Raw genomic sequence first — 24,457 nt, 5'->3', positions numbered from 1 at the left:
GTTTCGATAGGGGCGAAATGTCAGAGCACCCGGCGATCCGGACGGCGCTGATGCTCCTGAATCGCACGATGCGCTGCGTGGAATCCGCTCATCCCGTGCACGCCGGGGCCCGGCGGCGTCGCTGCCGAGCAGATGAAGTGCCCGCGCAGTCCGGTGTCGTACGGCCGCAACGTCAGCCGTGGTCCCGCGGCCAACTGCAACGGTGTCTTCGCTCCCGTCAGGATGTCGCCGCCAATGAAGTTCAGGTTCTTCGCGGCCATTGCGGTGGCGGATGTCGACTGCAGCTCAACGACCCGCTCTCGGGCACCGGGCGCGAAGCGCTCGATTTGGCCAAGAATCGCATCAGTCGCATCGCCGCGGAATCCGTGCGGTACATGGGCGTAGGCGTATACAGGCTTCAGTTGGCCGTCGGCTCGCTGCGGGTCGGCGAGGTATTGCTGGCCGATCAGTACGAACGGACGATCCGGCATCTGGCCGCGCGTGATCGCGCGTTCAGAGTTCGCGATCTCCCTTGTACTCCCGCCGAGGTGCACGGTGCCCGCACGGCGGACGTCCTCATTGGTCCAGGGGATTCCGTCGGCAACCGCGAGATCGAGCTTGAACGCGGCGGGTCCGCGCTTGAAACCTCGAAAGCGCTGGATGGCCCCGGCTGGCGCCACCCCGTCGAAGATTTTCGCGACCGCACTTGGATGCAGGTCGTACATCACGATGTCGAAGCCACGAACCTGCTCGAACGACTTGACCGTCGTGCCAGTTTCAAAGGTGACCCCGAGGGCCCGGAGCCTCGCAAGAATCGCTGCGGTGAGCCGGCCCGTGCCGCCTGCAACCACGGGCCATCCCCCCGCGTGCCCGCCGACGATGATCCCATTGCCGATCGCTCCGACGAGTGGCCTGTTGAACGGCTGAAATGCGTGCGCAACGACGCCCGCGTAGAGCGCTTTTGCAGTTTCCGTTTTGAACAGCGAGATGTTCATCGCGGGAGTCGGGAGGCAGGTCACGCCGAACCGTGCAAGCGTGATCGGGTGCTTCGGCACTCTCGCGAGCGGTCCCATGATGCTGTCTGCCAGCTGCGCAAAGTTCTGTGCGGATGCCTCGAACATCGCTCGCCAACGCCGTTCGTCGACGCCGAGTCCTGCAGCTGTTGCACGGATGGAGGTTCGGATCAGAGCGGCGCGACCATCGTCGAGCGGGTGCGCACAGTCGATGTCGGCGCGTTTCCACTGCACTTCCGCTTCGGTGAACTTGAGCGCCTGCAAAAACTCGGACCCGACTGCCATTGGGTGGACGGCCGCACAGGTGTCAATGAGCAGACCGGTTTCTGGGAGCGTGGAGGATCGTGCGCCTCCCCCGAGGTGGTCGCTGCGCTCGACGAGGTGCACGAAGTATCCAGCGCTTGCGAGGACGTGCGCTGCAGCGAGTCCGTTCGGTCCGCTTCCCACGATGAGGGCATTTGCCATGCGCCTTGCCTCTTTCTGGGGTGCTGCGATCGATGTGTGGAGTGATGCCGCGCTGCTCTTGGGAGTCGCATCGCGGTGAGCATAAGAGTGCGGGGCGAACGAGGGTTGCTCGTCCGCCCCGCACTCGGGTGTTCCCTGATTTCGCTGTGCTCACGTGAGCACAGGAGCCTTAGCTCTGTTCGCTCGACTTCCGTCGTGCGCTCACGATGATCATTGCGAGACCGAGCAGCAGCCCGACGATCGCGATGATCGTGATCATCAGTGCGAACGATGATCCGGTGACGTTCAGCGCCGGGGTTCCCTTTGCGCCCGCCTTCGATGATGCCTTGGCGGAAGCCGTTGCATCGGTGGTAGCGGTTGCGTTCGCTGCAGTGTTCGCCGATGCCCGGGTGTCGGCGTTCGCCGATGCCTCCGGGTCGGCGTTCGCTGCCGCGTCGGTGTTGACCGCTGCGTCGGTGTTGACCGTCGCGTTCGGGTCGCTCGATGCGCTCGCGTCAGCGTCGAATTCGGCGGATGCGTTGTTCGACGAATCAGGGTCTGCGGCTACGGATGCAGCCGTGGTCCCGTCAACGGATGCCGCAGCAGTTGCGTCTGCATTCGCAGCAGCAGCGGTCTGAGCATCAGCCGAAGGGTTGGCAGCGGCCTGCGCAGCAGCGGTTGATTCCGCGTTTGCTTCCGAGGAAACATCCGACGAAGCATCAACGGACACCGATGCCGAAGCATTCGGGTTCGCAGCTGACTCTGCAGCGGCCTGTGCAGCGGGAGTCGCGTCTGCGTTTGCCCGAGCTGAAGCAGTAGCAGATGCTGCCGTTTCCGCCGAAGGGTTCGCAGCCGATTCCGCAGCAGCCTGAGCAGCCGGAGACGCATCAGCATTCGCAGCCGCCGACGCCGCAGCCGACGCCGAAGCGTTCACATTCGCGTTCGGATCAGTCGACGCATCCGCATCAGCATCGAACTCGATCGATGCATCAGAAGATGACGCAGCTTCCGCGTTCGGTGTCGCTGCAGCCTTGGCAGCACTCGACGCATCAGCGTTCACCGCTGCAGACACCGAAGCGTTAGCAGTCGAAGACGCATCAGCTTGCGCAGCCGGATTCGCAGCAGCCTGCGCAGCAGCAGACGCCTCCGAAGAAACATCCGTTGACGCAGCACTCGACGAGTTCGGGTTCGCAGCAGCCTGAGCAGCAGCATTCGCCGAAACATCAGCAGCAGCCGACGCCGCAGACTCAGCCGACGGAGACGCCGCAGCCTGCGCCGCAGCCCGCGCCGCAGGATCCGTGTCCGCATCCGACTTCGCCGACGCCGCAGCCGACGCCGAAGCGTTCACATTCGCAGCTGGATCAGCAGCGGCAGAAGCGTTCGCGTCGAATTCGGCGGATGCGTTGTTCGACGAGTCAGGGTCTGCGGCTACGGATGCAGCCGTGGTCCCGTCAACGGATGCCGCAGCAGTTGCGTCTGCGTTCACAGCAGCAGTGGTCTGTGCATTAGCCGAAGGGTTGGCAGCCGCCTGCGCAGCAGCGGTTGATTCCGCGTTTGCTTCCGAGGAAACATCCGACGAAGCATCAACGGACACCGATGCCGAAGCATTCGGGTTCGCAGCTGATTCTGCAGCGGACTGTGCAGCGGGGGTCGCGTCCGCGTTTGCCCGTGCTGAAGCAGCAGCAGATGCTGCCGTTTCCGCTGCAGGGTTCGCAGCCGATTCCGCAGCAGCCTGAGCAGCCGGCGATGCATCAGCATTCGCAGCCGCCGAGGCAGCAGCCGACGCCGAAGCGTTTACATTCGCAGCCGGATCGGCAGAAGCATCAGCATCGAAGTCCGCCGAAGCGTTCGTCGAGGAATCCGTTTCTGCAGCAGCTTTCGCAGCCGAGGACGAGTCCGCGTTCGCAGCAACTGAAGCAGAAGCGTTCTGCGCCGAAGTTGCCTCCGAATCAGCCGACGGGTTCGCAGCAGCCTGAGCAGCAGCATTCGCTTCCGAAGAAACATCCGTTGACGCAGCACTCGAAGCATCCGGGTTCGCCGCCGATTGCGCAGCAGCGTTCGCCGAAACATCAGCAGCAGCCGACGCCGCAGACTCAGCCGACGGAGACGCCGCAGCCTGCGCAGCAACCTGCGCCGCAGGATCCGCGTCAACATCAGCCTTCGCCGAGGCAGCAGCAGACGCCGAAGCGTTCACATTCGCAGCCGGATCGGCAGAAGCGTCAGCATCGAAGTCCGCCGAAGCGTTCGTCGAGGAATCCGTTTCTGCAGCAGCTTTCGCAGCCGAGGACGAGTCGGCGTTCGCAGCAACTGAAGCCGAAGCGTTCTGCGCCGAAGTTGCCTCCGAATCAGCCGACGGGTTCGCAGCAGCCTGAGCAGCAGCATTCGCTTCCGAAGAAACATCCGTTGACGCAGCACTCGAAGCATCCGGGTTCGCCGCCGATTGCGCAGCAGCGTTCGCCGAAACATCAGCAGCAGCCGACGCCGCAGACTCAGCCGACGGAGACGCCGCAGCCTGAGCAGCAACCTGCGCCGCAGGATCCGCGTCAACATCAGCCTTCGCCGATGCAGCAGCCGACGCCGAAGCATTCACGCTCGGGTCGACCGGCACCGCTGGCTCGACTGGGGTTTCGGTGTTGTCCTCTGGGGATTCCGGCGTCTCTGGAACACCGTTCGGCGAGTCACCGCGCGCGATTGCAACGTTCTTGACAGAACCGTTCGCTCCATCTTGCGGAGTGATCGTGTACGCCTCCGAAGTGAAGAGCGTCGTCTCGCCAGGTGCGAGCTCGGTGTCACCACCACTGATCGCGATGTTGAGGCCATGCAGCAGGGCGTCGTCAACCGTCACATTAGTGATTGTCGAGCGACCATCGTTCGTGACGCTGAACGTCCAGACGATCGTGTCGCCAGCATCGGTAATTCCGTTGCCATTGACATCGGTGACCGTCTTCACTTCTTTATCAAGCGCGAGGCTCGAGGTGTATGGGGTTGCGCAGCCAGACTCGGACGAGTTGTCGAGCCAGTTCGGGTCGTCCTCGTTTCCGAAGAGATCCGCCCTGTTGACAAAGCACAGACCGTTGCTGGCATTGCCGTCGTTGTCTTCGAATGCTGAGATCTGATCAGACGTGTCGACCTGAACGACAACCTCGATCGAAGAGTTCGCGGCGAGCGGCCCACCGGTGAGGAAGAGTCGGGTCTTCCCGTTCTCATCGGAGGTGTTGAGTGAGACATCCGTCGACGAAGTACGAGGGTTGGAAAGTCCACCAGGGAGCAGGTCGTTCAGCACCCAACCGGTTGACTGCGTGCCGCCCACGTTGGAGACCGTGAAGCGATACTCGATCGCGTCGCCAATCATGAAACGTGTCGGGCCGCTCTTCTCGAGCTTCAACTCGGCCGGCGTGCCAGGGATGGAGGTCGCGTCGTTATCCGTTGTGGATGGACCACGTGAGCGACCGACCTGGGTGATCGTCGGGTTCGAGTCGCCAGCGTTCTCGATCTTGAACTGGAACACCTCGCCCGTGGAGTTGTTGCTCACACCCAGGTTTCCATTGCCGTATTCCCAAATGCCGCCGTAGCCGCCTGGAGCATCAGGTGCCTTCTGACCGAAGTTCGTGGAGCGGCCGTTACTTGGATCAACTCGGAGGAGGTTGCCCTCTCTCGACATTCCCCACATGTACCCGTCGATGAACGCGAAATCCTGTGCGGGAACTTCAGTGCCAATGGGGAAAGGAACACGCCTCACGATCTGTTCGGTCTGCGTGTTGTACACCGCAATTTGCACAGGCTCGCCTTCTGCATTGCGCGTGATCATGTAGTACAAACCGTCGTCTGGGTTGAATGCGCCAGCGAACACACCACGGAAGTTGAACGTGCTGGTCATGCTGACGATCTTGCCGTCCTGACCGATCTTGACGATTCTCGCGTTTGGGTCGGTTGCCGGACCCCAAGCCGAAGCGTACATAAAGCCATCGGCGGGGTTGTATGCGAGCGCATTGATACGCAGCGGGGTCGCCCCGCCACGGATCCCCTGAACGTTTCCGAGGTCCATGAAGACGTACTGACCAGTCGCTGGGTCAATGTGTGCTTCGAGGAACTTCGTTGCATCCCCATATGCGCCGGTTCCTTGCACGAAGTACACCGAACCCGAGTTTGGATCGAATGGATCCCCAGTCGCTGCGTTTGCAGCCATGGCTCCGCCGAACGCTCCAAAAGCCAGTGTCGCGACAATCGCCACGCCACCAACCTGCAGCCTTCGCCGTCGAGAGCGATTCGGGACGTTGTCCCGGCTTCTCTCAAGTTGCATTGTGATTCCCCTCATTGTGTTTCTTGGGAGGTCGCGCGCACGGATTGCGCTCGACGGTTGGGCTCAGCTGGGGACTGGGCCACAGTGTTCACTTCGATACCGCCGGTGTCGAAGAAGTAGTTGGGAGATCCTCCGCCGCGCCTGGCTGAGGTTTCGCCGCGGTCGAGTCGCTGACCGCGGAGGTGCTCGGGCCTGCTTCGCTCGCGCTGCCCGCACCGGGTTGCACCACTCGCCTCACACAGCTTGCGAGCTTCTTCCAGCTGCGATCGCGAACGAAGATCGAGTCGATGGCGACCATCGTCAACGAGAACCACGGCAGTCCCATGAGCACCGCGATGCCGACATGGAACGCGAGAATTCCGAACAAGCCGATGATTCGGGTCGTGCGATGCAGGAGCAGGAAAGGGAACGCCGCCTGGATGAAAATCGAGCCAAGTGTGAAGATCGCAACGGCTGGACCCCACGCGGTCACAAAGTCACTCAGTGCAGGCCAGGTTCCGAAGCGAGCGGTCTGCAGCGGATCGTAGACGGCACGGCCCTCGCGCCAGGGCGCACCACCTGCTTTGAAGAGGGCGCCCGAGGTGTAGACGAAGATCACCTGTGCGGTGAGCGCGACGAGCGCAAGGTTGTGGAACAGGGTGCCGATCTGGTTGGCCGAGCCACCGACAGCGAAGAGTTCATGCTTGCGTCGACGGCGAGCATCGAGCGACCAGTGAGCCGCGGCATCGGTAAAAAACAAGAACAGGATCGCGATCCGGAACATGTTGTCGCCCTGATCTCCGAGCATGTCGTTCACTTCAATGAAGCTGACCCACATGACAAAGAACACCGGGATGACGAACTTGAAACGCCACCCGAGAACGACGAGGGCGGCGAGCACCATGAGCCCGATGTACATCAGCGTGAAGAGCACATCATTGCCGAGCACAGCGTGGAATGCACTGAACAGCCAAATTTGTGGGAACGAGCTCACCGGCTCGGCCATTTCACCGTTCCAGGCCGCCCCAGAGCCAAAGGAATACAGGCGAGTGTTGAAATTGGTGAGCAGGAGTCCGAGCGCGGTGAGTCCGAGCAGAATCCGAGTTACGGCAATTCCAAAGCTCGCATGTTTAGAGTCGAGCAACCAATTGTCGATTGTCCGACAGAGCTGAATTGCACTCCCGATCGTTTTTGCTACGCCGGACGCGATCATTTCACCAAGCGCGACGAGCCCACGTGGAAGCGGTGTCTCTTCAGGGTTTGTCATTGTTGTGCTTTCTGCGTGAGAGCGGCCGTCTGTGAGATCGCGCATTATTGAAGCCCCTGGAGCGAGCGGTACTGCTGCAGAAAGACGTCGGCGAAGTTGTCTTCGTTTTGTCCGGGAACGACGATCGTCGGCCGCCATCCCGGCAGGACAACGTGAGGATCTGGGCGCACCGCGGAGGGATCATTGCGGTCTGCGAAGGGGATGACATTCTGTCGGCTCACTCGGTACTGAATTTGCACGACATCGTCACCCCAGATCGCTTTGGCAACCTGCGTCGCATACGCGGCCATCTGTTGCTCTTGCGCAACGTAGGTGTCGATGTCCGCCTCGGTTGCTGTCGCCGCGAGATCTGCTTCGAGCGCCGCGAGCCAGTCGGTATCGGTGTAGTCGGCACCGATCAGATTGGTTTGCTCTTCACTGAAATCGAGCCAGAGGTTTCTGTAGGTGCTCGCGAGCTCTTCGGCCTGCGCGCCAGCGCGAGGCGGGAAAAGATTGTTCTGAATCATCGAGAGTTCGACGTCGGTCGCACTCACCCAGCCAGTGACTTCTTGTTCGCCGTCGTTCTCGACGACCGCTCGAACATTGAAGTGGTAGTCGCCGTTGATCGGCTCAGGTGCAAAGACGGTCCACGACTGGCCAAACATCGGGAGCATGTAGCTACTGAGTGCGTTCCCCGGTACCAATTGCCGAAGCGGAGATGGCGGGAAGATCCAGAGGAACGAAGCGAAGACGTGCCACACGACAGCAAGCACTGCGACGAGAGCGACCGCGCGAACGATGATCGGGCGTCGCGTTCGTTGCAGATTTGTTGAAGTGGTCAACCTGGTTCTTCCTGATCTCTTCGGTCCGCCGACACGGCTGGAACGTGACCGGCGTAGAAGCCGGCTCATCGAGATAGGAAACCAGGGAATTGTTTATGAAGGGACGGCAATTGCACGAAACGACGAGGATGATTCGCAATACGAATTATCAGAAACTATGAAAAATATGCAATTCACGAAGTCATGTAATAAACCGATTGGAGAAACGTCTTAGCAGAATCAAACTGCAATGCGCTCTTATTCTTCGGTGGTTTCGCGGAGCGCCCGGAACATCGCCGAGAGCGATCCGAATCCCACCGAGTCGCAGAGTTCCTGCGGAGTAATTTTGGGGTTTGCAGCTTTGATCCGACGCGCAGCTTTGGTTCGCACGCGACGGATTTCAGCAGAAACGGTTGTTCCGTGCCCCTGAAACTCGAGCTGAAGGGTGCGAAGGGAAATACCAAATCGGCGTGCGATTTCAGGCGCATTGATTGCCGGGTTCGGGTACTGGCTGACGATGGTCTCCATTGCCCCGAGGTACAGCTGGGGCACTCGCTCGCCATCGCCGACGACAAGACGGACGATCGAACGAATGACCTCTGCCCCAACGGCCTTCAGCGGCTCGCTCCCAGACACCGAGTCGATGGGGATCCTGCAGACATTCGCTGCGAATGCGTAGAGCGGCGCGAGAACGTGCGTACCAATGGCGGGCTGCTTTGATGCCCGCTCTCCACGTGCCAGGAGGTCGGCGATCAGACCGCTGCTCGCGCTCAAGAACACGATCTCGTTCGATTCGCTCTCGAACGTCATGACGACTTCGGCGCTCCCCGGCGGAATGAAGTACACACCGGGGTCGCGCTCGACTACTCCGGGCACCTGCGAAACGCGCATTCGACCCGAGTTGACAATGATGATCAGCGCCCGCTCGCTCCCGGCTTTGCGTCGACTCCAGGTCATTTGCGATTGCGGAATGTGCGAATGCCCGAAGCTGAATTCCTGGAATCTGGCCAAGCGACAACGCATCGCGCGCTTCGGGTCCATGGAGTCAATTGACACTCCTGATTGGGAGAGAAAGGTCTCTACCCGAGACCCGATCGCGATCGGAGTGTCTGTTCGCACGTGAAAGTCGAAACGCTGCAGAGGCATCGCTTCGAAATTTCCCTCGGCTGAATCCGCTGGGCTCACCTGTTGCGGCGCCATCTCTCAACGCCTTTCGTTGTATGAAATCGGACGTAGTCTAAGAAGCGAGCGACGCGACGATCCAAACGTTTACGCGGATCGACAAAAGCTTGCGCGACATGATTTCTCAGATTGCTCACACACGATACTTCTCGCAACTTTGAATTTGCTTTGCATTGAGAACGCGGCCGTCGACCGGAATGCGAACGATTCAACAATGCATTTGGTAATACTTTCTCGACGTACTCGTCTAACGCCTTATTCAACCATGATGGCCATTCCAGTCTCGAGGCTGTCTTGGCTCACCCAGGAATTGTCCCCTGAGATGAATTTGTAAGGGTCACAAATGAGTGAGCGGAAATTGTGGTCGTCTGGCGCAAAGTACAGTCGAGTTGTGCACACGTCTCCTCCTCGACCCGCGTCGAAACTCCGCTTCGGCCAGCGTGACCGAGACATCTTCACCCTCGCGGTCCCCGCGCTCGGCGCGCTCATCGCCGAGCCGCTCTTCCTGCTCGTCGACACGGCGATGATCGGCCAACTCGGGGCGGAACAACTCGCAGGCGTCGGCATCGGCACCGCAGTCCTGCACACGGTCGTCGGGCTGCTGATCTTCCTGGCATACGCCACCACACCCATCGTTGCTCGACGACTCGGTTTCGGTGACCGTCCCGGGGCGATCCGAGCAGGGATCGACGGAATCTGGCTCGCCGTGGCAGTGGGCGCCCTCCTCCTGCCCAGCTTCTTCTCGCTCCGAACATCGTGGCGATGTTCGGAGCAACCGCGGCGGTGACGGAGCACGCTGCGACCTACCTTTCAATCTCGATTCTCGGGATGCCGGGAATGCTCATCGTCTTCGCTGCGACCGGCTTGCTGCGCGGACTCCAGAACACGAAGATCCCCCTGCTCGTCTCAGGGCTCGGCTTCGTCGCGAACGCCGGGCTCAATGCCCTCCTCATCTACGGAATCGGGCTCGGGGTTGCCGGGAGCGCGATCGGCACGGTCATCGCGCAGTGGGGTATGGCGTTGATCTTCATCGCCGTTGCAGTGCGGGCTGCGCGCGCCGAGGGAGTTTCGCTGCGACCGGGGTTCGCCGGGGTCCGCCTCGCTGCGGGAAGCGGTGGCTGGCTGTTCCTGCGAACCCTCACGCTCCGAATCGCGCTCCTGACAACAGTTGTCGTGGCGACAGACCGAGGCACCGAGGTACTAGCGGCCACACAGATCGTGTTCACGATCTTCTCGACACTCGGATTCGCGCACGACGCACTCGCGATCGCTGGCCAGGCAATGGTCGGGAAAGCACTCGGAGCGAACGACGCAGCCGAAGCACGAGCGATCAACACCCGCCTGCTGCAATGGGGGATTCTGATCGGCATCGCCGTTGCGATCCCCCTGGTCGCGGCCTCGAGTGTGATCGGCGCGATCTTCACGGGCGACAGCGCCGTGCAGTCGCTCGTGATGCCCGGGCTGATCCTGCTCGCGCTTGCGCAACCGATCTTTGCGATCGTCTGCGTCCTCGATGGCGTACTGATCGGCTCCGGAGATGCCCGCTATCTCGCGATCGTCGGGGTCATCAACCTCCTCGTGTACCTGCCCCTGCTCTGGATCACGGAGTGGGCGCAGCTCGAAGGCTCCGAGGCGATGATCGCGATCTGGGGCGCCTTCGCCTTCGGATATCTGCTCGCTCGGGCTTGCACGCTGTGGTTCAGGGTCCGTACCGACCGGTGGCTCGTCGTTGGGCACAGTCGCTGAGATTTGAGCCTCGGATCGCAGCTCCCTGGGCTTCCGACCGCAGCTCCCTGGGCTTCCGACCGCAGCGGCCGCGAGCGCCCGAGCTGACGAACTCTCGAACACGGGATCCGTGACTCCCGGCGCGCTCGACTCGCGCAAGCCGACCGCAAATGCCATGCTCGATACAGAGCGCTCGCGCATGCGAAGTGACTGCCGACGACCATGCTTGCATTGGGTGATTCGGCCCGGTCCCGTTGCTCTGCAGTACGAAATCGACCACACACGCTTGGGACACCGCTATGAGACTTGTTGTTGCTGAATGCTCCGTCGACTACGCGGGCAGGCTCAGCGCACACCTGCCGAAGGCGAAACGAGTGCTCATGCTCAAGGCCGACGGCTCGATTCTGGTGCACTCGGACGGCGGAAGCTATAAGCCACTCAACTGGATGAGCGCACCCTGCACGTTCAGCGAGCTGGAGCCAGATCAGGACCAACTCGATGCCGGCGTCACCAAGCTCTGGAAAGTCGCGCACGCGAAGACGAACGACATGCTCCTCGTATCGATTCACGAGGTGTTCCAAGACTCACACCACGAACTCGGCATCGACCCGGGTCTCATCAAGGACGGCGTCGAGGCGCACCTGCAGCAGCTCCTGGCTGAGCAGGTCACGCTCCTCGGCGAAGGAGTGGAACTGTGGCGCCGCGAATACCCGACGGCAATCGGTCCGGTCGATCTGCTCGTGCGCGAACCCGACGGCGCAAGCGTCGCAGTGGAGATCAAGCGAATCGGTGGGATCGATGGTGTCGAACAGTTGACCCGTTACCTCGAACTCTTGAACCGCGACCCGCGGATCGCCCCGGTCTCAGGCGTCTACGCCGCGCAGGAAATCAAGCCGCAAGCGCGAACGCTCGCCGAGGATCGAGGCATCAAGTGCCTGATCCTCGACTATGACGCGATGCGCGGCATCGACGACGGCGGCAACCGGCTGTTCTAGACGCGAACCCTGCCGCACTGCACGCAGGCAGCGCGGCACTTCGTCGAACCCGAGGGCTACGCCGGGCGAGCAGCTACGCCGGGCGAGCAGCTGCTGCGGCTCGAGCCGCAGCGGGCAATGCTTCGAGAATTCGATTGACCGCGGCGTCGTCGTGCGCGGCTGTGACGAACCAGGCTTCGAACACGCTCGGCGGCAGTGCGACGCCACTGTCCAGCATGCTGTGGAAGAAATCCCGATACCGCCACGTGTCTTGGGCAGAGACGTCGACGAAGTTCCTTGGCGCGGATTCCTGGCCGAACACCAGTGAAAACAGCGTGCCGACGCGCTGGATGCTGTGCGCGAGACCCGCCGCGGTGAGGGATTCTTCGAGACCGCCGATCACAGCGTCCGCGACCTCGTTCATCCGCGCATAGACGGCTGCGTCAGCGAGCTGCAGGGTCTTCAAGCCCGCAGCAACGGCGACAGGGTTTCCGCTCAAGGTTCCCGCTTGATACACCGGGCCGAGGGGCGCGAGCTGGTCCATGACGACGGCTCGACCACCGAGCGCCGCGAGTGGCATGCCGCCACCGATGACCTTGCCGAAGGTGAGCAGATCGGGCGCATCATCGCCGACTGGCTGCTCGATCCCGACCATGCCCGATTCGTGCACGCGGAATCCGGTGAGGACCTCGTCGCTGATGAGGAGAGCACCCGCTGCGTGTGCGGTTTGCGCGAGAAACGCGTTGAAACCCGGCTCCGGCGGAACGACGCCCATGTTCGCTGGCGCCGCCTCGACGATGATCGCGGCGATGTCCTGACCTCGCTCGGCGAAGAGCGCTGTGATTGCCGCTCGGTCGTTGTACGGCACGACGATCGTTTGTGCGGCGATCGCCTCGGGGATTCCCGCGGAGCCCGGGAGCGCCAGCGTCGCAAGACCACTGCCGGCCTCGACGAGGAGCCCGTCGGAGTGGCCGTGATAATGCCCGGCGAACTTGACGAGCAGGTCGCGGCCCGTGAACCCGCGAGCGAGGCGAATGGCGGTCATGGTCGCCTCGGTGCCCGTGGAGACGAGGCGCAGGCGCTCGACGGGAGCGACCCGGTTGATCACCGTCTCGGCCAGGAGCGTTTCGCTCGGAGTGGATGCTCCGAAGGACAAGCCGTGCGCTGCCGCTTCCTGCACCGCGGTGATCACTTCTGGATGCGCGTGACCGAGGATCGCCGGACCCCATGACGCGACGAGATCGACGTACTCTTTGCCCTCGACATCGGTGACGTACGCGCCTCGGGCATCAACGAGGAAGCGCGGAGTTCCGCCGACCGAACCGAAGGCGCGAACCGGCGAATTGACGCCGCCCGGAATCGCGTTCTTCGCTCGTGCGAACAGGGACTCGTTACTCATGCAAACTCCTCGGTGGTCGTGATGGTGCCACTGTGTTGCGGCAGAAAGTGTTGGGAACGCTCATCCAGATCGACGCTCAGCGGGATCGAGGAGTCTGGTCGTTCAAGAGTTGGGCAATCTCGCTCGCCCAGTACGTGAGCACCACATCGGCGCCAGCGCGGCGAATCGCAGTGACGCTCTCGAGGATCGCTCGCTCACGATCGATCCAACCCTGTGCCGCAGCGGCTTCGATCATCGCGTACTCACCGCTCACCTGGTACGCCCACACTGGGACCGGGCTCTCCTGCCGAATCGTCTGCAGCACGTCGAGATAGTGCCCCGCAGGCTTCACCATGACGATATCCGCACCCTCGGCGACATCGAGCTCTGCCTCGCGCACGCCCTCCCGAGCATTCGCGGGGTCGAGCTGGTAGGTGCGCCGATCACCCTGGAGCGAGGACCCGACCGCGTCGCGGAACGGGCCGTAGAACGCGCTCGCGTACTTCGCAGAGTAGGCCAAGAGGATCACGTCGGTCAGGCCGCGCTCGTCGAGTGCGAAGCGGATCGAACCGGTCTGCCCGTCCATCATTCCCGAGAGACCGAGCACCTCAGCACCCGCCTCTGCGAGGGTGATCGCCATCGCCTCGTAGCGCTCGAGCGTTGCATCGTTGTCGATCGCGCCCGAAGGGTCGAGCACGCCGCAGTGGCCGTGGTCCGTGAACTCGTCGAGACAGAGGTCGGCTTGAATCGAGATACGGTCACCGAGCGCTTCGGCGAGCGCCGCGATACCGCGGGTCAGAATGCCATCGGGTGCGCTCGCGTGGGAACCGCTCGCGTCTTTGTCCTCGGGGCGCGGAACGCCGAACAGCATGACCCCGGCGACACCGCGATCTGCTGCTCCGCTCGCCGCTTCGATCAGGGATTCCATGGTGTGCTGCACGACACCCGGCATGCTCGCGATCGCTCGCGGAGCGTCGATGCCGTCGGCGAGGAACATCGGGAGGACCAGGTTGTTCGGGGCGACACTCGTCTCTTGCGCAAAGCGCCTCACCACTGGATTCTGGCGAAGTCGACGCGGTCGGAGCACGGGAGGAAGCGACGGAGAACTCACGTCTGCAAGCGTACTCGCCGCTTCCGACGCCTGCCCGGGACTTCCGGTGACCAGCCGCCGATGGGCAGCGCGGCTACTCGTCCTTCCCGTTCGACCAGGCGAACTGCGTGCCGCCATCACGGATGATGGTCCACCGGCCGCATTCGAGTCCCTCGTCGGGAAGCGTCTCGATCATCCAGTCGGCTTCGATCTTCGGGGCTTCCAGTTCGGAAACCTCAGTGCAGAGGTCGGACTCGTACACGGTCGGGCTGTTCCAGCGCATGACTGCCGCATGGCCGTCGAGCTCAGCCACCAGCCGAATGTCGCTCGCGTCATCGGGCAGGAAACCCTGGAAGCGGAACGATTCGCTCGAGCCGTTCGCGTCTTCCGCGGTCGCGAACGTGAACTCCCGCTCACCGAACTGGAATGCGTCCTGCATCATCGTGCACCCCGTGAGCAGGGATGCCGCGGCGATCGTGGCAGCTCCTGCCATCAGGGTTCGAGTGCGCGGGGACCTGAGGGTTGATCGTTCGTTCATGGTTCTATTCCACCGTTTCATTGAGAGAGGACACATCGACCGAAAGCACGAGCGATGTCGTCGAAGGAGTGAGCTCGGCACGCGCTCATCGCGCGGTGAGCCCAATTGCCGGTTGCACTCGGCCCGCGCTGCGCATCGGGATCGCCGCCGCAACTACTGAGGCCGCGACCACTCCGAGGAAGAGCAGCACGAGGGCCAGCACCGGAGGCTGACCGAAGGACATGCCAAGGATGTGGAGGGCGATCAGGCCATAGGCACTGCCGAAGATGAGGCCCGTCGTCGCACCGACGAGCGACGCGAGCGCGGCTTCCGCGGCAATCGAACGCCGCGCACCGGCCTTACTCACTCCGAGTGCTCGCAGCAGCGCGATCTCTTGGCGTCGCTCGGCAACCGAAAGGGCGAGCGTCACCATCACCCCGATCAACGCGACGAGCACCGTGACACCGATCATGGCGCCGCCGACGATCTGGCCGATCATGATGGTCTGTTCGATCCCGGACTGGACATCCGCAGCCCAGTACACGGGAGTGCCCACGTCGAGCGATTCGATGACAGCGGTGCGGAGGGCCTCGGGGCTCGAGCCCGGAGCAGGGTCGACCAGGATGTCCTCCCCGGCGATGCTCGCCTCGATGTCGGGGTGGGCTGCGAGTGCGTCGACAACGGCGTCCGGATCGTTGACGAGCGAGATCGGAATGATCGCTTCTGAGGGAAAGTTCTGCGCAACCGTTGCTCGCGAATCCTCGGTCGCCCCTGCGACTCCGACGATGAGCGCGGCCGTCATGCCAACACCGAGGGTCAGCACGGTCGCCATTGCTGCGGTCCGACGCGAGGCGCGCTTCGCGTTCGAAACAGCCAAGCGCATGGACAGCCACGGCGACACCAGCGGTCGTACGGCGAGCGCCGCGCCCTTGATCAGGAACGGCCCGACGACGACGAGCGCGATGAAGACGAGCGTTCCACTGAGGGCCGCGAGCGCAAGACCGAAGAATTCATCCGTGCTGGCGACGCTCAGACCCGCGGCACCGGCGACGATCGCAGTGAGCGTCAGGGAAGCGGCCACCAGGAGTCGCGCGCCGAGTCGGGAGGGCCGCGCCTCGGTAGAACTCGCCTCGCCGAGCGCAACGACCGGCGCCGTTTTGCCGGCGGCGCGCGCTGCAGGGTACGCGGCGACGATCGCGCACACCACCGCGAGCGCAACGCAAGCGACGAGCGCTGCGGGTGCGGAAATGAATGGGTTCGTCAGGAGTCCGGCCGATCTGCCGACGGCGACGAGGGCAGCGGCACCGCCGAGACCGAGTGCCGCGCCGATCACGCCACCGAGCAGCCCGATGCACGCTGCTTCGAGGAGCACGGAACGACTCACCTGCGACTTCGTTGCTCCCACGCAGCGCAACAGTGCGAGCTCGGAGGCCCGACGCGCGAGCAGGATTCGGAAGGTCGAGCTGACGATCACGATCGCTGCAAGGACTGCGAGCCCGATGAACACAGTGAGCGCGCCGAAGACACCGACGAGCGTGTCGGTCACCGAGCGAGCCTCTTCGGCTCGACGTTCCTCGCCACCGATCACCGTGGAGCCGCCCGCGAGCGCTCGAACCTCATCGAGCGAGACTGCACCGTGAATCAGTATCTGTGCCGGGAACATCAGGTCACCGAGCGCGACCGCGTCTGCTTCGCGAATGAGTGCGACATCCATCCCGAATTCGTGCACCGAGCCGATCCCGGCGACGAGGAATTCTCGGCCCTCGATCATGAGGGTGTCGCCGACGTTTGCACCGACGCGGTCGGCGGTGCTCGCACCGAGGACGACTTCGCCGAGTTCTGGCGCGGCTCCCGCCTCCAACTCGGAGATCGCACTGAGCGGTCCGGTTCCAGCGTCGCTACTGAGTTTCCAGGTCGTTGCGACGCCATCGAACTCAACGACGACATCACCGAGATAGTCGACGGACACCTGGCTTGCGCCTGGCAGCGCCCGCATTGCCTCGGCGAGTTCGGCGGCATCAGCGGATTCGAGGTCGTTCTCCAACAGCACGACCGCATCTGCTGACTGCGGCGTCGACATCCCGAATTCGACGAGTGCAACACGCGCGTTCATCGCGAGCAGCACGGCGATGGCCGCAAATGCGGTGGCGGCAACGATGGCGATGCCCGTGAGCAGCGCTTGGCCGGGGCGGCGCTGCACACTGCGGAGCGCGGTGCGATACACGATCATGCGTCTGCTCCCGAGAGTGCGGAGAGTTTTCCGACACGTTCGAGCACGCTCGCGCGGGTTGGCGCGTTGAGCGTTCCGGCAGATCGACCGTCCTTCAGGAGCACGACGGAGTCGGTGATCGCAGCGGCCGTCGCATCGTGGGTCACCATGACGACCGTTTGCCCGAAATCGTCAACGCAGGTGCGAAGCAGTTCGAGCAAGGACTTCCCGGAGGCGCTATCGAGGGCACCGGTCGGCTCATCCGCGACGATGAGGTCTGGTCGGCCGAGCAGGGCACGCGCCACTGCGACGCGCTGGCGCTGTCCACCAGAGAGCTCAGAAGGCAAGTGACGGAGTCGATTGGAGATTCCGAGGCGATCGACGAGTTCCGAGCGCCACTCGCGGTCGGGCTGCCGCCCAGCCAGTGATGCGCCGAGATCGATGTTCTCGCCGGCGGTGAGGTGCGGGAGCAGGTTGCCGTCTTGGAACACGAACCCGATCCGGTCGCGCCGCGTCGCCGTGAGCGCGCGGTCATCGAGCGTTCCGAGTTCAGTCTCCCCGAGGAAGATCTGGCCCTTCGTGGGCTGATCGAGCCCGGCCAGGCAGTGCAGCAAGGTCGACTTTCCGGAACCGGAGGCGCCCATGATCGCGGTGAAGCGGTTCGCCGGGAGCTCCACGCTCAGCCCGTCGAGCGCGCGGACGCTGCTCGTTCCGGTGCCGTATTCGCGCACCACGTTGATCGCTCGGGCTGCGAGCGGAACGGTCGGACGTGAGGATTCGGGCGAAACATCGCCAAGCTGTGCAGTCATGCATTAAGACTCGTTCGCGGGCCCCGTTGCTCGCCTCGACCAAGTGACCGGTCCTCGGTTTCCGCCCTCGTTCTTTCGAACGATTCCGCGTTCTGGGCCGAGATTCGGCGCACCGCCGTTCATAGGATGAACATGTGCAACCCGACACCACACCCGAGGCTCGACCACGCCGTGCCGGCGCTGGGCGACTGCGTGTGATGCTGCGAATCGCAGAGTTTCTGCTCCTTGCGGGGCTGTTGGTCATCGACTTCGAGATCGGGGCACGAGAGCTCACGGTAACGCCGGGAAATGAGGCGCTCCTCGGAGCATTCGCTACCGCACTCGTCGCGATCGTCATCGCCGTGCTCATGCTCGCTCGGAACAGTGTGCCGGGCACCATCATCGCCTCAGCAGCCTTCGGAGTTTCGCTGCTCGCCTCCCTTGTCTCGGCATTGATCGGGAGCCCTTCGATCTCACTCACGGAGACCGCTGCGCTGCTCGTGATCACGGCCTTCGTGATCCGCACCGTCACGCCACGAATCGCGATCGTCATCGGTGCGGCCGCGCTGCTCGTCGCCCTTGCAGCGGTACTGCTCCGGGTCGGGCTCGACGCGACGCTCATCCTCCTGGCGATCCTCATCTGGGGCTGCGCGATTTCGGCGGGCGTCGTCAGCCGGTACTTTTCCATGCGGCGCGAATCCGCCGTCGAAGCAGCTCGGCGTGAAGAACGAATGGAACTCGCGCGTGAACTCCATGACGTCGTCGCGCATCAGGTCACCGGAATCGTGGTGCAAGCGCAAGCTGCGATCGTGGTCGCTCGGAAAGATCCAGAGCGCCTCACCGAAGTGTTCGAGGCCATCGAGAGCGCAGGAAGCGAAGCGCTCGCCGGGATGCGGAAAATGGTCGGCGCCATCCGAGACGAAAGCGAAGAGAACGCGCCGCTCACTGTGCCGTATGAACTCGCCGACATTCCAACGCTCGTCGAGCGATTCGACCCGGAAGGCGCGCACACCTTCCTGCAGTTCGAGGTGGGAGAGACCCGAATGCCCCCCGGCGTTGCGGAGTCTGCCTATCGAATCGTCCGCGAAGCGCTGACGAACGTACGTCGCCACGCACCCAAGGGGTCCACCCGGATCGCCGTGCGCGTGGTCGATGCTGCGCTCACGATCGAAGTGCACAACGATCAAGTCCGCTCGCGATCGATCGATTCGGGGTCGCGAGGATTCGGCATCACGGGAATGGCGGAGCGCGTGCACGCACTCGGCGGCACCTTCGAAGCCGGCCCGGGCGAGCCGGGCACCTGGGCCGTACGAGTGTCACTCCCCTTGGCGGCGACCCGATGAACGGAGTACAGCAATGATTGGCGGAACTCGATGATCTCGGTGGTACTCGCAGACGACCAGGAGATGGTTCGCGCTGGGTTCCGCATGGTGCTCGAAGCGGAAGGCGACATCGAAGTCGTCGGCGTCGCTGGCTCGGGTGAAGCGGCGGTGGCTGCGACAGAGCAGCACAGCCCCGACGTCGTCCTCATGGATATTCGCATGCCCGGCATGAACGGTCTGGATGCGACCCGGCTCATCACCTCGACACCGAATGCACCACGGGTGGTCGTCGTCACCTCCTTCGACACCGACGAGTACCTGCGATCGGCGCTGCAGGCCGGCGCCTCCGGGTTCCTCCTGAAAGATGCGGGCCCGCGACTCCTGGTTGAAGCGGTCCGAGCGGCCGCAGACGGCGACGCCCTGGTCTCCCCTTCGATCACCGTGCGACTGCTCGGAGAGCTCGCAGGTCAACAATCGAAGGCCGCCCCAGAGCATGATCTCTCTGAGCGGGAACTCGAAATCGCCGGAGCGATCGCGCGAGGCGGGACGAACGAGGAAATCGCAGCGGACCTGTTCGTCTCACTCTCCACCGTGAAAACGCACGCGAGGAACATCAGCGTGAAGCTCGGCGCTCGCAACCGCGTCGAGATCGCCGCCTGGGCCTGGCGCGCAGGTCTCGTACAGTAAGGGCCGGCTGAAGCGGGCGGCAGGAGCGGGCAGAGATCGCAGCAACTAGGCTGGAGATTGACCATCGACGAACTTTCGACGAAGGGGTCGCACATGCGGCAGACGCTCGAACCACAGCCCCACCCAAGACTTCGACTGCGCGTGGACGTGCGTTCATGAGCGAATACGCAGACGCAGTCGTCGTCGGTTCCGGCCCCAACGGTCTCGCGGCCGCCGTCACACTCGCACGGGCCGGCCTCGCGGTGACGGTCTACGAGCAGGCTGATCGAGCCGGCGGAGGCCTCCGCACCGCCGAACGCACCCTCCCCGGCTTCCGTCACGACATCTGCTCCGCGGTGCATCCGATGGCACTCGCCTCGGGATTCTTCCGGTCGTTCGGGCTCGCTGAGCGCGTACCGATGATCGTGCCCGAAATCTCCTACGCGCATCCGCTCGACAACCAGCGTGCCGGAATCGCCTACCTCGATCTCGAACGAACCGTCGACGGGCTTCGTGAAGACGGTCCGGCCTGGCGCTCACTCATGAAGCCACTCGTGGATCACGCCGACCACGTCGCGCGGATCACCGGCTCCTCCTTGCTTCGGGTTCCCCGTCACCCGGTGACGATGGCCCGCTTCGGACTGCGCGCGCTCGAGCAGGGGCTTCCAACGTGGAACGCGCGCTTCATGAACGACGAGGCGCCCGCGCTGCTCACGGGAGTCGCGGCGCACACGATGCATCCGCTCCCCGACTTCGTCGCCGCCGCTGCCGGATTGACACTCGCTGCCCACGGGCACGCAGGAGGATGGCCGGTCCCGCGAGGCGGCAGCCAAGCGATCGCCGATGCCATGATCGACGACATCCGCGAACACGGCGGCACAATCGAGACCGAGCGGCGAATCGAGCACATTCGCGAGCTCCCGAATGCCCGCGCAATGATCTTCGACGTCGGACCGCACGCCCTGCGGACGATCGTGGGCGATCGGTTCTCCAACTCCTACGCGCACCGACTCTCGCAATTCCGCTACGGCGACGGCGCTGCAAAAGTCGATTTCGCGCTGTCTGCGCCAGTGCCCTGGGACGTCCCCGAACTCGTCGACGCGGGCACCGTGCACCTCGGCGGCACGCGCGCGGAAATCGCGCGCGCCGAATCGCTCGTGGCCTCCGGCGTGCACCCGGACGAACCCTACGTTCTCGTCGCGCAGCCTTCGAGCCTTGATGCGTCGAGGGCACCAGAGGGCCAGCACACGCTTTGGGCGTACGCGCACGTGCCCCGCGGCTCGACCGTCGACCCGACCGAGATGGTCACGAAGATGATCGAGCGATTCGCACCAGGATTCCGCGACACGATCCTCGCCTCCTCGGCAATGAACGCCGCGGAGATGGAGGAGTACAACCCGAACTACGTCGGCGGCGACATCGCCTCTGGGGCCGCGAGCCTCCGGCAACTCATCGCTCGCCCGACCCTGTCATTCGATCCTTGGCGCACGCCGGCACGCGGAATCTACCTTGCGTCCGCCTCGACACCGCCCGGTCCAGGCGTCCACGGCCTCGCCGGTGCGTACGCCGCCCGCAGCGCCCTCCGCCACGAATTCGGCATCAGGACCATGCCGAGCCTTCGACCATCAGCACATCAACGAACAAGAATCGAGCACTCATGAGTACGGTCACCCGCAGAGTCAATGCTTCCATCGATGATGTCTTCGCAGTGCTTGCAGACGGCTGGCTGTATGCGGGCTGGGTCGTCGGCGCTTCTCGTATGCGCGATGTTGCTGCCGAGTGGCCGAACGTCGGCGCAACCCTCCACCACTCGGTCGGACTCTGGCCGCTGCTGATCAACGATGTCACGACCGTGATCGAGTGGGACCCGCCGAAGCGCATGGTGTTGCAGGCGAAAGGCTGGCCGATCGGTGAAGCCCGCATCGTGCTCGAAGCGCAGCCCCGAGGCGACGGCGAATGTGTCGTGCGCATCTTCGAAGAGCCGACCGACGGCCCTGGGGCACTCGTCCCAGACTTGCTCATCAGTCCAGCAATGAAGATGCGCAATCGCGAAATGCTCCAGCGACTCGCGTACCTCGCTGAAGGACGCCGTGATCCGAGTTCCTCGAACCCGAATTAGCCCCCGTTACAAGTAGTCTCGGACAATGAAGTCGAGAGGCCTAACCGCAAGGCAAGCGGTGGGATCGATGCGGATCGTCTGGGACGCCGCCGTCGCCGCACTTCGGCTGCTTCGAAAGCGGCTGCTCGTCGTGATCGTCGTCTCGATCGCGGCTCAAGGATTCTACGCCTGGGTCGTACTGCCATTGCTGCTCACCGCGTTCCAAGCCGCGTTGCGCTCGGCCGGCGCCGACGGGCTCAGCCAGGCAAGCCTCCCGGCAATCGTCTCGAGCCCCCTGACGCTCATCGCGTTGCTGGGAATCCTGGTCCTCGCGACCTTCTTCGCCGTTATCCAGATCGGCATGTTCTCCGTCGTCGCTCATTTAGGGTTCAGCGGGCAGCCCGCCTCTGCCGCGAACCTGCTGCGCGGATTGTTGCGGTTGTGTCGGAGCCTGCTGAGTTGGCAGGCGGTCCTGTTTGCCGGGTACGCACTCCTGCTCGTTCCGCTCTCTCATGTCGGGGTCGGATCAGCGCTCACCCACCACATTGCGATTCCGCGCTTCATCAGCGGCGAACTCACGAAAACGACCGCCGGGGCGACCGGCTACACGCTCGTGATTCTCGCGTTCATCTACCTCGGCTTCCGGCTGGCGGGTACGTTCGCGGCACTGACCGATGGACCGCTGCAGACCGCTGCTGGGAACGAGCACAGCCAACCAGTGGCCCGACCGACGGTCCTGCGCTCGATGCGAGCAAGCCTCAGGCTGACGAGTCCCTTGCAATTGCCGATCGCGGTCGTCATGCTCTCTGTTGCCGGAACCGCCACGCTCGCGTTCATTCTGGCTGCACTGATCGGCACACTTCCGGTCGCCCTCGCCACGAGCGGCACCGCGGGTGATTCTGTCGCGGGCAGTACTCTCGCGCTACTCGTGATCGTTCGGTTTGTGCTGCTCGGCGCGGCTGCAGCCTTCCTCGCCTTCTTCTTTGTCGCGCTCCGACGCAGCTCGCACGCCTCCGCCCCGGCCCGAGTGCTCCGCTCCGGGCCAGCTGCGCGCGACCGCCTCACGCGATCCACGACGACCGCTGTGCTCGCGATGTTCGCGTTTCTCGCGATCCCGCCGATCGCCTTTGCAACGATCACCGCGACGGTGCCAGCCGACGGCCCAATCGTCGTTGCGCACCGCGGGTACACCGGAGGGGGTGTGGAGAACACGATCGAGGCGATGGAGGCCGCCGCGGAGGCTGGAGCCGACGTCGTCGAAATGGACATCCAGGAAACCGCAGACCAGGAGTTCGTCGTGATTCACGATGTCAACCTGCAGCGGCTCGCTGGCGACTCTCGATCCGTGTTCGAACTCGAACAGGCAGAACTCGCAGCCATGACGGTCAGTCAGGGAGATTTCAGCGGAACGATTCCGACACTGCAGGCGTATCTCGCCGTGGCCGACGAGCTCGGCATGCAGTTGCTCGTCGAGGTGAAACCGCACGGCAACGAGGCCCCCGACTTTGCGGCGCGAGTGGTTGCGGAAATGGAGCGTCTCGATCCAGATCGCACCCACATGATCCAGTCACTCGACGTCGACGTGGTCGATGCAATTGCGATCGCGGATCCAGACCGAGATGTCGCGCTCGTCACGGGATTCCAAATCGGAAACGCCCCGAATACCTCGGCAGACATCGTCGCGATCGAGGACTGGTCCTACTCTGACGAAATGCTCGCGAGCCTGAGATCGAACGGCACACGGCTCTTCATCTGGACCATCAACGACAGCGAGCTGCTTCGAACTTACGTGGCATCCGGAGTCGACGGGATCATCACGGATCAGGTGCCTCAGGCGATCACGATCCGAGAGTTGCACAACACCGTGACGAACCCCGTCAGTCGGTATCTCGCGAGCGTGACGAACCAGTTCACGCTGTTCTAGCGCTGAGCGCACGGCTCCGGGCCGGGGGTCGCACCCCGATCAGGCCGATGTGGCTCCCGCGTGAATCGTGCGCTGGAGTGCGTCGACGAGTCCCTGTGGTGTCGGCGTCTTCGCAATCTCGGTGACCTTGAGGCCCGTGCGCTCACAGTCGAGCGCGGTTTGATCGCCGATCGCAATGAAGATCGTGTGCTCGGGCAAGGCGAGTTTCGCGACCTCTTTCGCAACCGAACCGCTCGTGATCAGCACCGCATCGACGGGGGTATCGAGCGGCTCCATGTCGGTGAGCTGTTCGTCGTCGTGCGCAGCCGCGGGCGCGCTCGGGTCGACATCGTCGTTGCCGAGTTGCAGGCTGTCGGAGAGCGGGACGGCACGGTACGCGACGACATCGCGCACCGTCATTCCTCGCTCGGTCAGGCCATCACGGATCGTCGGTTTGGCGTCCGCCGAATGCGGCCAGCAGACCATGCCGCCCGGGATCGGCCACTCGTCGACGAGGCCCGCGGCGGATTGCTGTGAGGGCACGAAGGCAACCGGGATGCCCTGCTCGCGAAGCGCTGCGGCGGTCACGTTCCCGACGGCCGCGACGTTCGTGGTCACGGGAACTCGCGGCAGGTACCGAACGGTTGCCTGCGAGGTCACCACGAGCCAATCGAATTTGCCGTCGGTGAGCATGCGCATCGCATGTTCCAGGGCGAACTGATCTTCGGCGGGCGCGATCGTGATGAGGGGCACCACATGCGGTTCGTGGCCTGCCTCGACGAGCAGTTCGCTCACGCGATCGCCCCATTCACCATTTCGCGGT

19 protein-coding genes are annotated in these 24,457 nt (G+C 63.5%); 8 read left to right on the top strand and 11 right to left on the bottom strand.

Going from position 1 to position 24,457, the window contains the following annotated elements:
- Positions 1 to 20: 20 nt before the first annotated feature.
- The 5 genes from U2H20_RS08945 to U2H20_RS08925 all read right to left on the bottom strand — a co-directional run bounded on the left by U2H20_RS08945 (position 21) and on the right by U2H20_RS08925 (position 8,739).
- Positions 21 to 1,457 carry a phytoene desaturase family protein gene (locus tag U2H20_RS08945; RefSeq protein WP_430591940.1) on the bottom strand — a complete coding sequence of 479 codons (1,437 nt, stop codon included), beginning with the start codon at positions 1,455 to 1,457 and terminating at the stop codon, positions 21 to 23.
- 169 nt (positions 1,458 to 1,626) lie between these two features.
- Positions 1,627 to 5,622 (bottom strand): DUF6923 family protein, encoded by a 3,996-nt coding sequence (locus tag U2H20_RS08940; RefSeq protein WP_430591939.1) that lies wholly within the window; start codon positions 5,620 to 5,622, stop codon positions 1,627 to 1,629.
- Positions 5,623 to 5,824: 202 nt separating this feature from the next.
- Positions 5,825 to 6,982: an HTTM domain-containing protein gene (locus tag U2H20_RS08935; RefSeq protein WP_430591938.1), complete on the bottom strand. Its 1,158-nt coding sequence runs from the start codon at positions 6,980 to 6,982 to the stop codon at positions 5,825 to 5,827.
- Between the two features lie 44 nt (positions 6,983 to 7,026).
- Entirely contained in the window at positions 7,027 to 7,803 is a 777-nt protein-coding gene (locus U2H20_RS08930; protein WP_430591937.1) for a DUF5819 family protein, read from the bottom strand.
- Positions 7,804 to 8,040: 237 nt separating this feature from the next.
- Positions 8,041 to 8,739 (bottom strand): helix-turn-helix domain-containing protein, encoded by a 699-nt coding sequence (locus tag U2H20_RS08925; RefSeq protein ID WP_430591936.1) that lies wholly within the window; start codon positions 8,737 to 8,739, stop codon positions 8,041 to 8,043.
- Positions 8,740 to 9,355: 616 nt separating this feature from the next.
- Here U2H20_RS08925 and U2H20_RS08920 point away from each other — a divergent pair.
- From U2H20_RS08920 to nucS, 3 genes are all read left to right on the top strand, one after another.
- Entirely contained in the window at positions 9,356 to 9,751 is a 396-nt protein-coding gene (locus U2H20_RS08920; RefSeq protein WP_430591935.1) for an MATE family efflux transporter, read from the top strand.
- Positions 9,727 to 10,710, top strand: a complete 984-nt coding sequence (locus tag U2H20_RS08915; protein ID WP_430591934.1) for an MATE family efflux transporter — start codon at positions 9,727 to 9,729, stop codon at positions 10,708 to 10,710. Before U2H20_RS08920 ends, U2H20_RS08915 begins: the two co-directional genes overlap by 25 nt.
- A 278-nt stretch (positions 10,711 to 10,988) precedes the next feature.
- On the top strand, positions 10,989 to 11,684 hold the full coding sequence (nucS, locus tag U2H20_RS08910) for an endonuclease NucS (protein WP_430591933.1): 696 nt from the start codon (positions 10,989 to 10,991) through the stop codon (positions 11,682 to 11,684).
- A 73-nt stretch (positions 11,685 to 11,757) separates the two neighbouring features.
- Here nucS and hemL read toward each other — a convergent pair whose 3' ends face one another.
- From hemL to U2H20_RS08885, 5 genes are all read right to left on the bottom strand, one after another.
- Complete coding sequence (gene hemL, locus U2H20_RS08905; RefSeq protein WP_430591932.1) at positions 11,758 to 13,062, bottom strand: glutamate-1-semialdehyde 2,1-aminomutase; 1,305 nt, start codon at positions 13,060 to 13,062, stop codon at positions 11,758 to 11,760.
- Between the two features lie 76 nt (positions 13,063 to 13,138).
- Complete coding sequence (gene hemB, locus U2H20_RS08900; protein WP_430591931.1) at positions 13,139 to 14,152, bottom strand: porphobilinogen synthase; 1,014 nt, start codon at positions 14,150 to 14,152, stop codon at positions 13,139 to 13,141.
- A 73-nt stretch (positions 14,153 to 14,225) separates the two neighbouring features.
- Entirely contained in the window at positions 14,226 to 14,669 is a 444-nt protein-coding gene (locus U2H20_RS08895; protein WP_430591930.1) for a hypothetical protein, read from the bottom strand.
- A gap of 85 nt (positions 14,670 to 14,754) precedes the next feature.
- Positions 14,755 to 16,878 carry an FtsX-like permease family protein gene (locus U2H20_RS08890; protein WP_430591929.1) on the bottom strand — a complete coding sequence of 708 codons (2,124 nt, stop codon included), beginning with the start codon at positions 16,876 to 16,878 and terminating at the stop codon, positions 14,755 to 14,757.
- Entirely contained in the window at positions 16,875 to 17,666 is a 792-nt protein-coding gene (locus U2H20_RS08885; protein WP_430591928.1) for an ABC transporter ATP-binding protein, read from the bottom strand. Before U2H20_RS08885 ends, U2H20_RS08890 begins: the two co-directional genes overlap by 4 nt.
- Positions 17,667 to 17,800: 134 nt before the next feature.
- Between U2H20_RS08885 and U2H20_RS08880 the strand changes: the two genes are divergently transcribed.
- The 5 genes from U2H20_RS08880 (at position 17,801) to U2H20_RS08860 (ending at position 23,655) form a co-directional block, all read left to right on the top strand.
- Positions 17,801 to 18,988 carry a sensor histidine kinase gene (locus tag U2H20_RS08880; protein ID WP_430591927.1) on the top strand — a complete coding sequence of 396 codons (1,188 nt, stop codon included), beginning with the start codon at positions 17,801 to 17,803 and terminating at the stop codon, positions 18,986 to 18,988.
- A gap of 30 nt (positions 18,989 to 19,018) precedes the next feature.
- Positions 19,019 to 19,654, top strand: coding sequence for a response regulator (locus U2H20_RS08875; RefSeq protein ID WP_430591926.1), 636 nt, complete (start codon positions 19,019 to 19,021; stop codon positions 19,652 to 19,654).
- 155 nt (positions 19,655 to 19,809) lie between these two features.
- Entirely contained in the window at positions 19,810 to 21,294 is a 1,485-nt protein-coding gene (locus U2H20_RS08870) for a phytoene desaturase family protein (RefSeq protein WP_430591925.1), read from the top strand.
- Positions 21,291 to 21,752: an SRPBCC family protein gene (locus U2H20_RS08865; protein ID WP_430591924.1), complete on the top strand. Its 462-nt coding sequence runs from the start codon at positions 21,291 to 21,293 to the stop codon at positions 21,750 to 21,752. Before U2H20_RS08870 ends, U2H20_RS08865 begins: the two co-directional genes overlap by 4 nt.
- A 67-nt stretch (positions 21,753 to 21,819) precedes the next feature.
- Complete coding sequence (locus U2H20_RS08860; RefSeq protein WP_430593624.1) at positions 21,820 to 23,655, top strand: glycerophosphodiester phosphodiesterase family protein; 1,836 nt, start codon at positions 21,820 to 21,822, stop codon at positions 23,653 to 23,655.
- A gap of 39 nt (positions 23,656 to 23,694) precedes the next feature.
- On the opposite strand, the gene U2H20_RS08855 is transcribed toward U2H20_RS08860, so the two are convergent.
- A complete protein-coding gene (locus U2H20_RS08855) occupies positions 23,695 to 24,429 on the bottom strand; it encodes a uroporphyrinogen-III synthase (protein WP_430591923.1) in 735 nt (244 codons plus the stop codon).
- Positions 24,430 to 24,457: the final 28 nt, after the last annotated feature.

The organism is Humidisolicoccus flavus (assembly GCF_045689595.1).
In the GTDB taxonomy this organism is placed as follows: domain Bacteria; phylum Actinomycetota; class Actinomycetes; order Actinomycetales; family Microbacteriaceae; genus Humidisolicoccus; species Humidisolicoccus flavus.
Note: the sequence above shows the minus strand (reverse complement) of the source record. Positions and strands in the feature narration are given on the sequence as shown.

What these genes read in the sequence shown, in the direction of transcription:
- U2H20_RS08945 (WP_430591940.1), bottom strand. Translation starts at nt 1,457, where the DNA reads ATGGCAAATGCCCTCATCGTGGGAAGCGGACCGAACGGACTCGCTGCA.
- U2H20_RS08940 (WP_430591939.1), bottom strand. Translation starts at nt 5,622, where the DNA reads ATGGCTGCAAACGCAGCGACTGGGGATCCATTCGATCCAAACTCGGGT.
- U2H20_RS08935 (WP_430591938.1), bottom strand. Translation starts at nt 6,982, where the DNA reads ATGACAAACCCTGAAGAGACACCGCTTCCACGTGGGCTCGTCGCGCTT.
- U2H20_RS08925 (WP_430591936.1), bottom strand. Translation starts at nt 8,739, where the DNA reads ATGACCTGGAGTCGACGCAAAGCCGGGAGCGAGCGGGCGCTGATCATC.
- U2H20_RS08915 (WP_430591934.1), top strand. Translation starts at nt 9,727, where the DNA reads ATGTTCGGAGCAACCGCGGCGGTGACGGAGCACGCTGCGACCTACCTT.
- nucS (WP_430591933.1), top strand. Translation starts at nt 10,989, where the DNA reads ATGAGACTTGTTGTTGCTGAATGCTCCGTCGACTACGCGGGCAGGCTC.
- hemL (WP_430591932.1), bottom strand. Translation starts at nt 13,062, where the DNA reads ATGAGTAACGAGTCCCTGTTCGCACGAGCGAAGAACGCGATTCCGGGC.
- U2H20_RS08895 (WP_430591930.1), bottom strand. Translation starts at nt 14,669, where the DNA reads ATGAACGAACGATCAACCCTCAGGTCCCCGCGCACTCGAACCCTGATG.
- U2H20_RS08890 (WP_430591929.1), bottom strand. Translation starts at nt 16,878, where the DNA reads ATGATCGTGTATCGCACCGCGCTCCGCAGTGTGCAGCGCCGCCCCGGC.
- U2H20_RS08885 (WP_430591928.1), bottom strand. Translation starts at nt 17,666, where the DNA reads ATGACTGCACAGCTTGGCGATGTTTCGCCCGAATCCTCACGTCCGACC.
- U2H20_RS08875 (WP_430591926.1), top strand. Translation starts at nt 19,019, where the DNA reads ATGATCTCGGTGGTACTCGCAGACGACCAGGAGATGGTTCGCGCTGGG.
- U2H20_RS08870 (WP_430591925.1), top strand. Translation starts at nt 19,810, where the DNA reads ATGAGCGAATACGCAGACGCAGTCGTCGTCGGTTCCGGCCCCAACGGT.
- U2H20_RS08865 (WP_430591924.1), top strand. Translation starts at nt 21,291, where the DNA reads ATGAGTACGGTCACCCGCAGAGTCAATGCTTCCATCGATGATGTCTTC.
- U2H20_RS08860 (WP_430593624.1), top strand. Translation starts at nt 21,820, where the DNA reads ATGCGGATCGTCTGGGACGCCGCCGTCGCCGCACTTCGGCTGCTTCGA.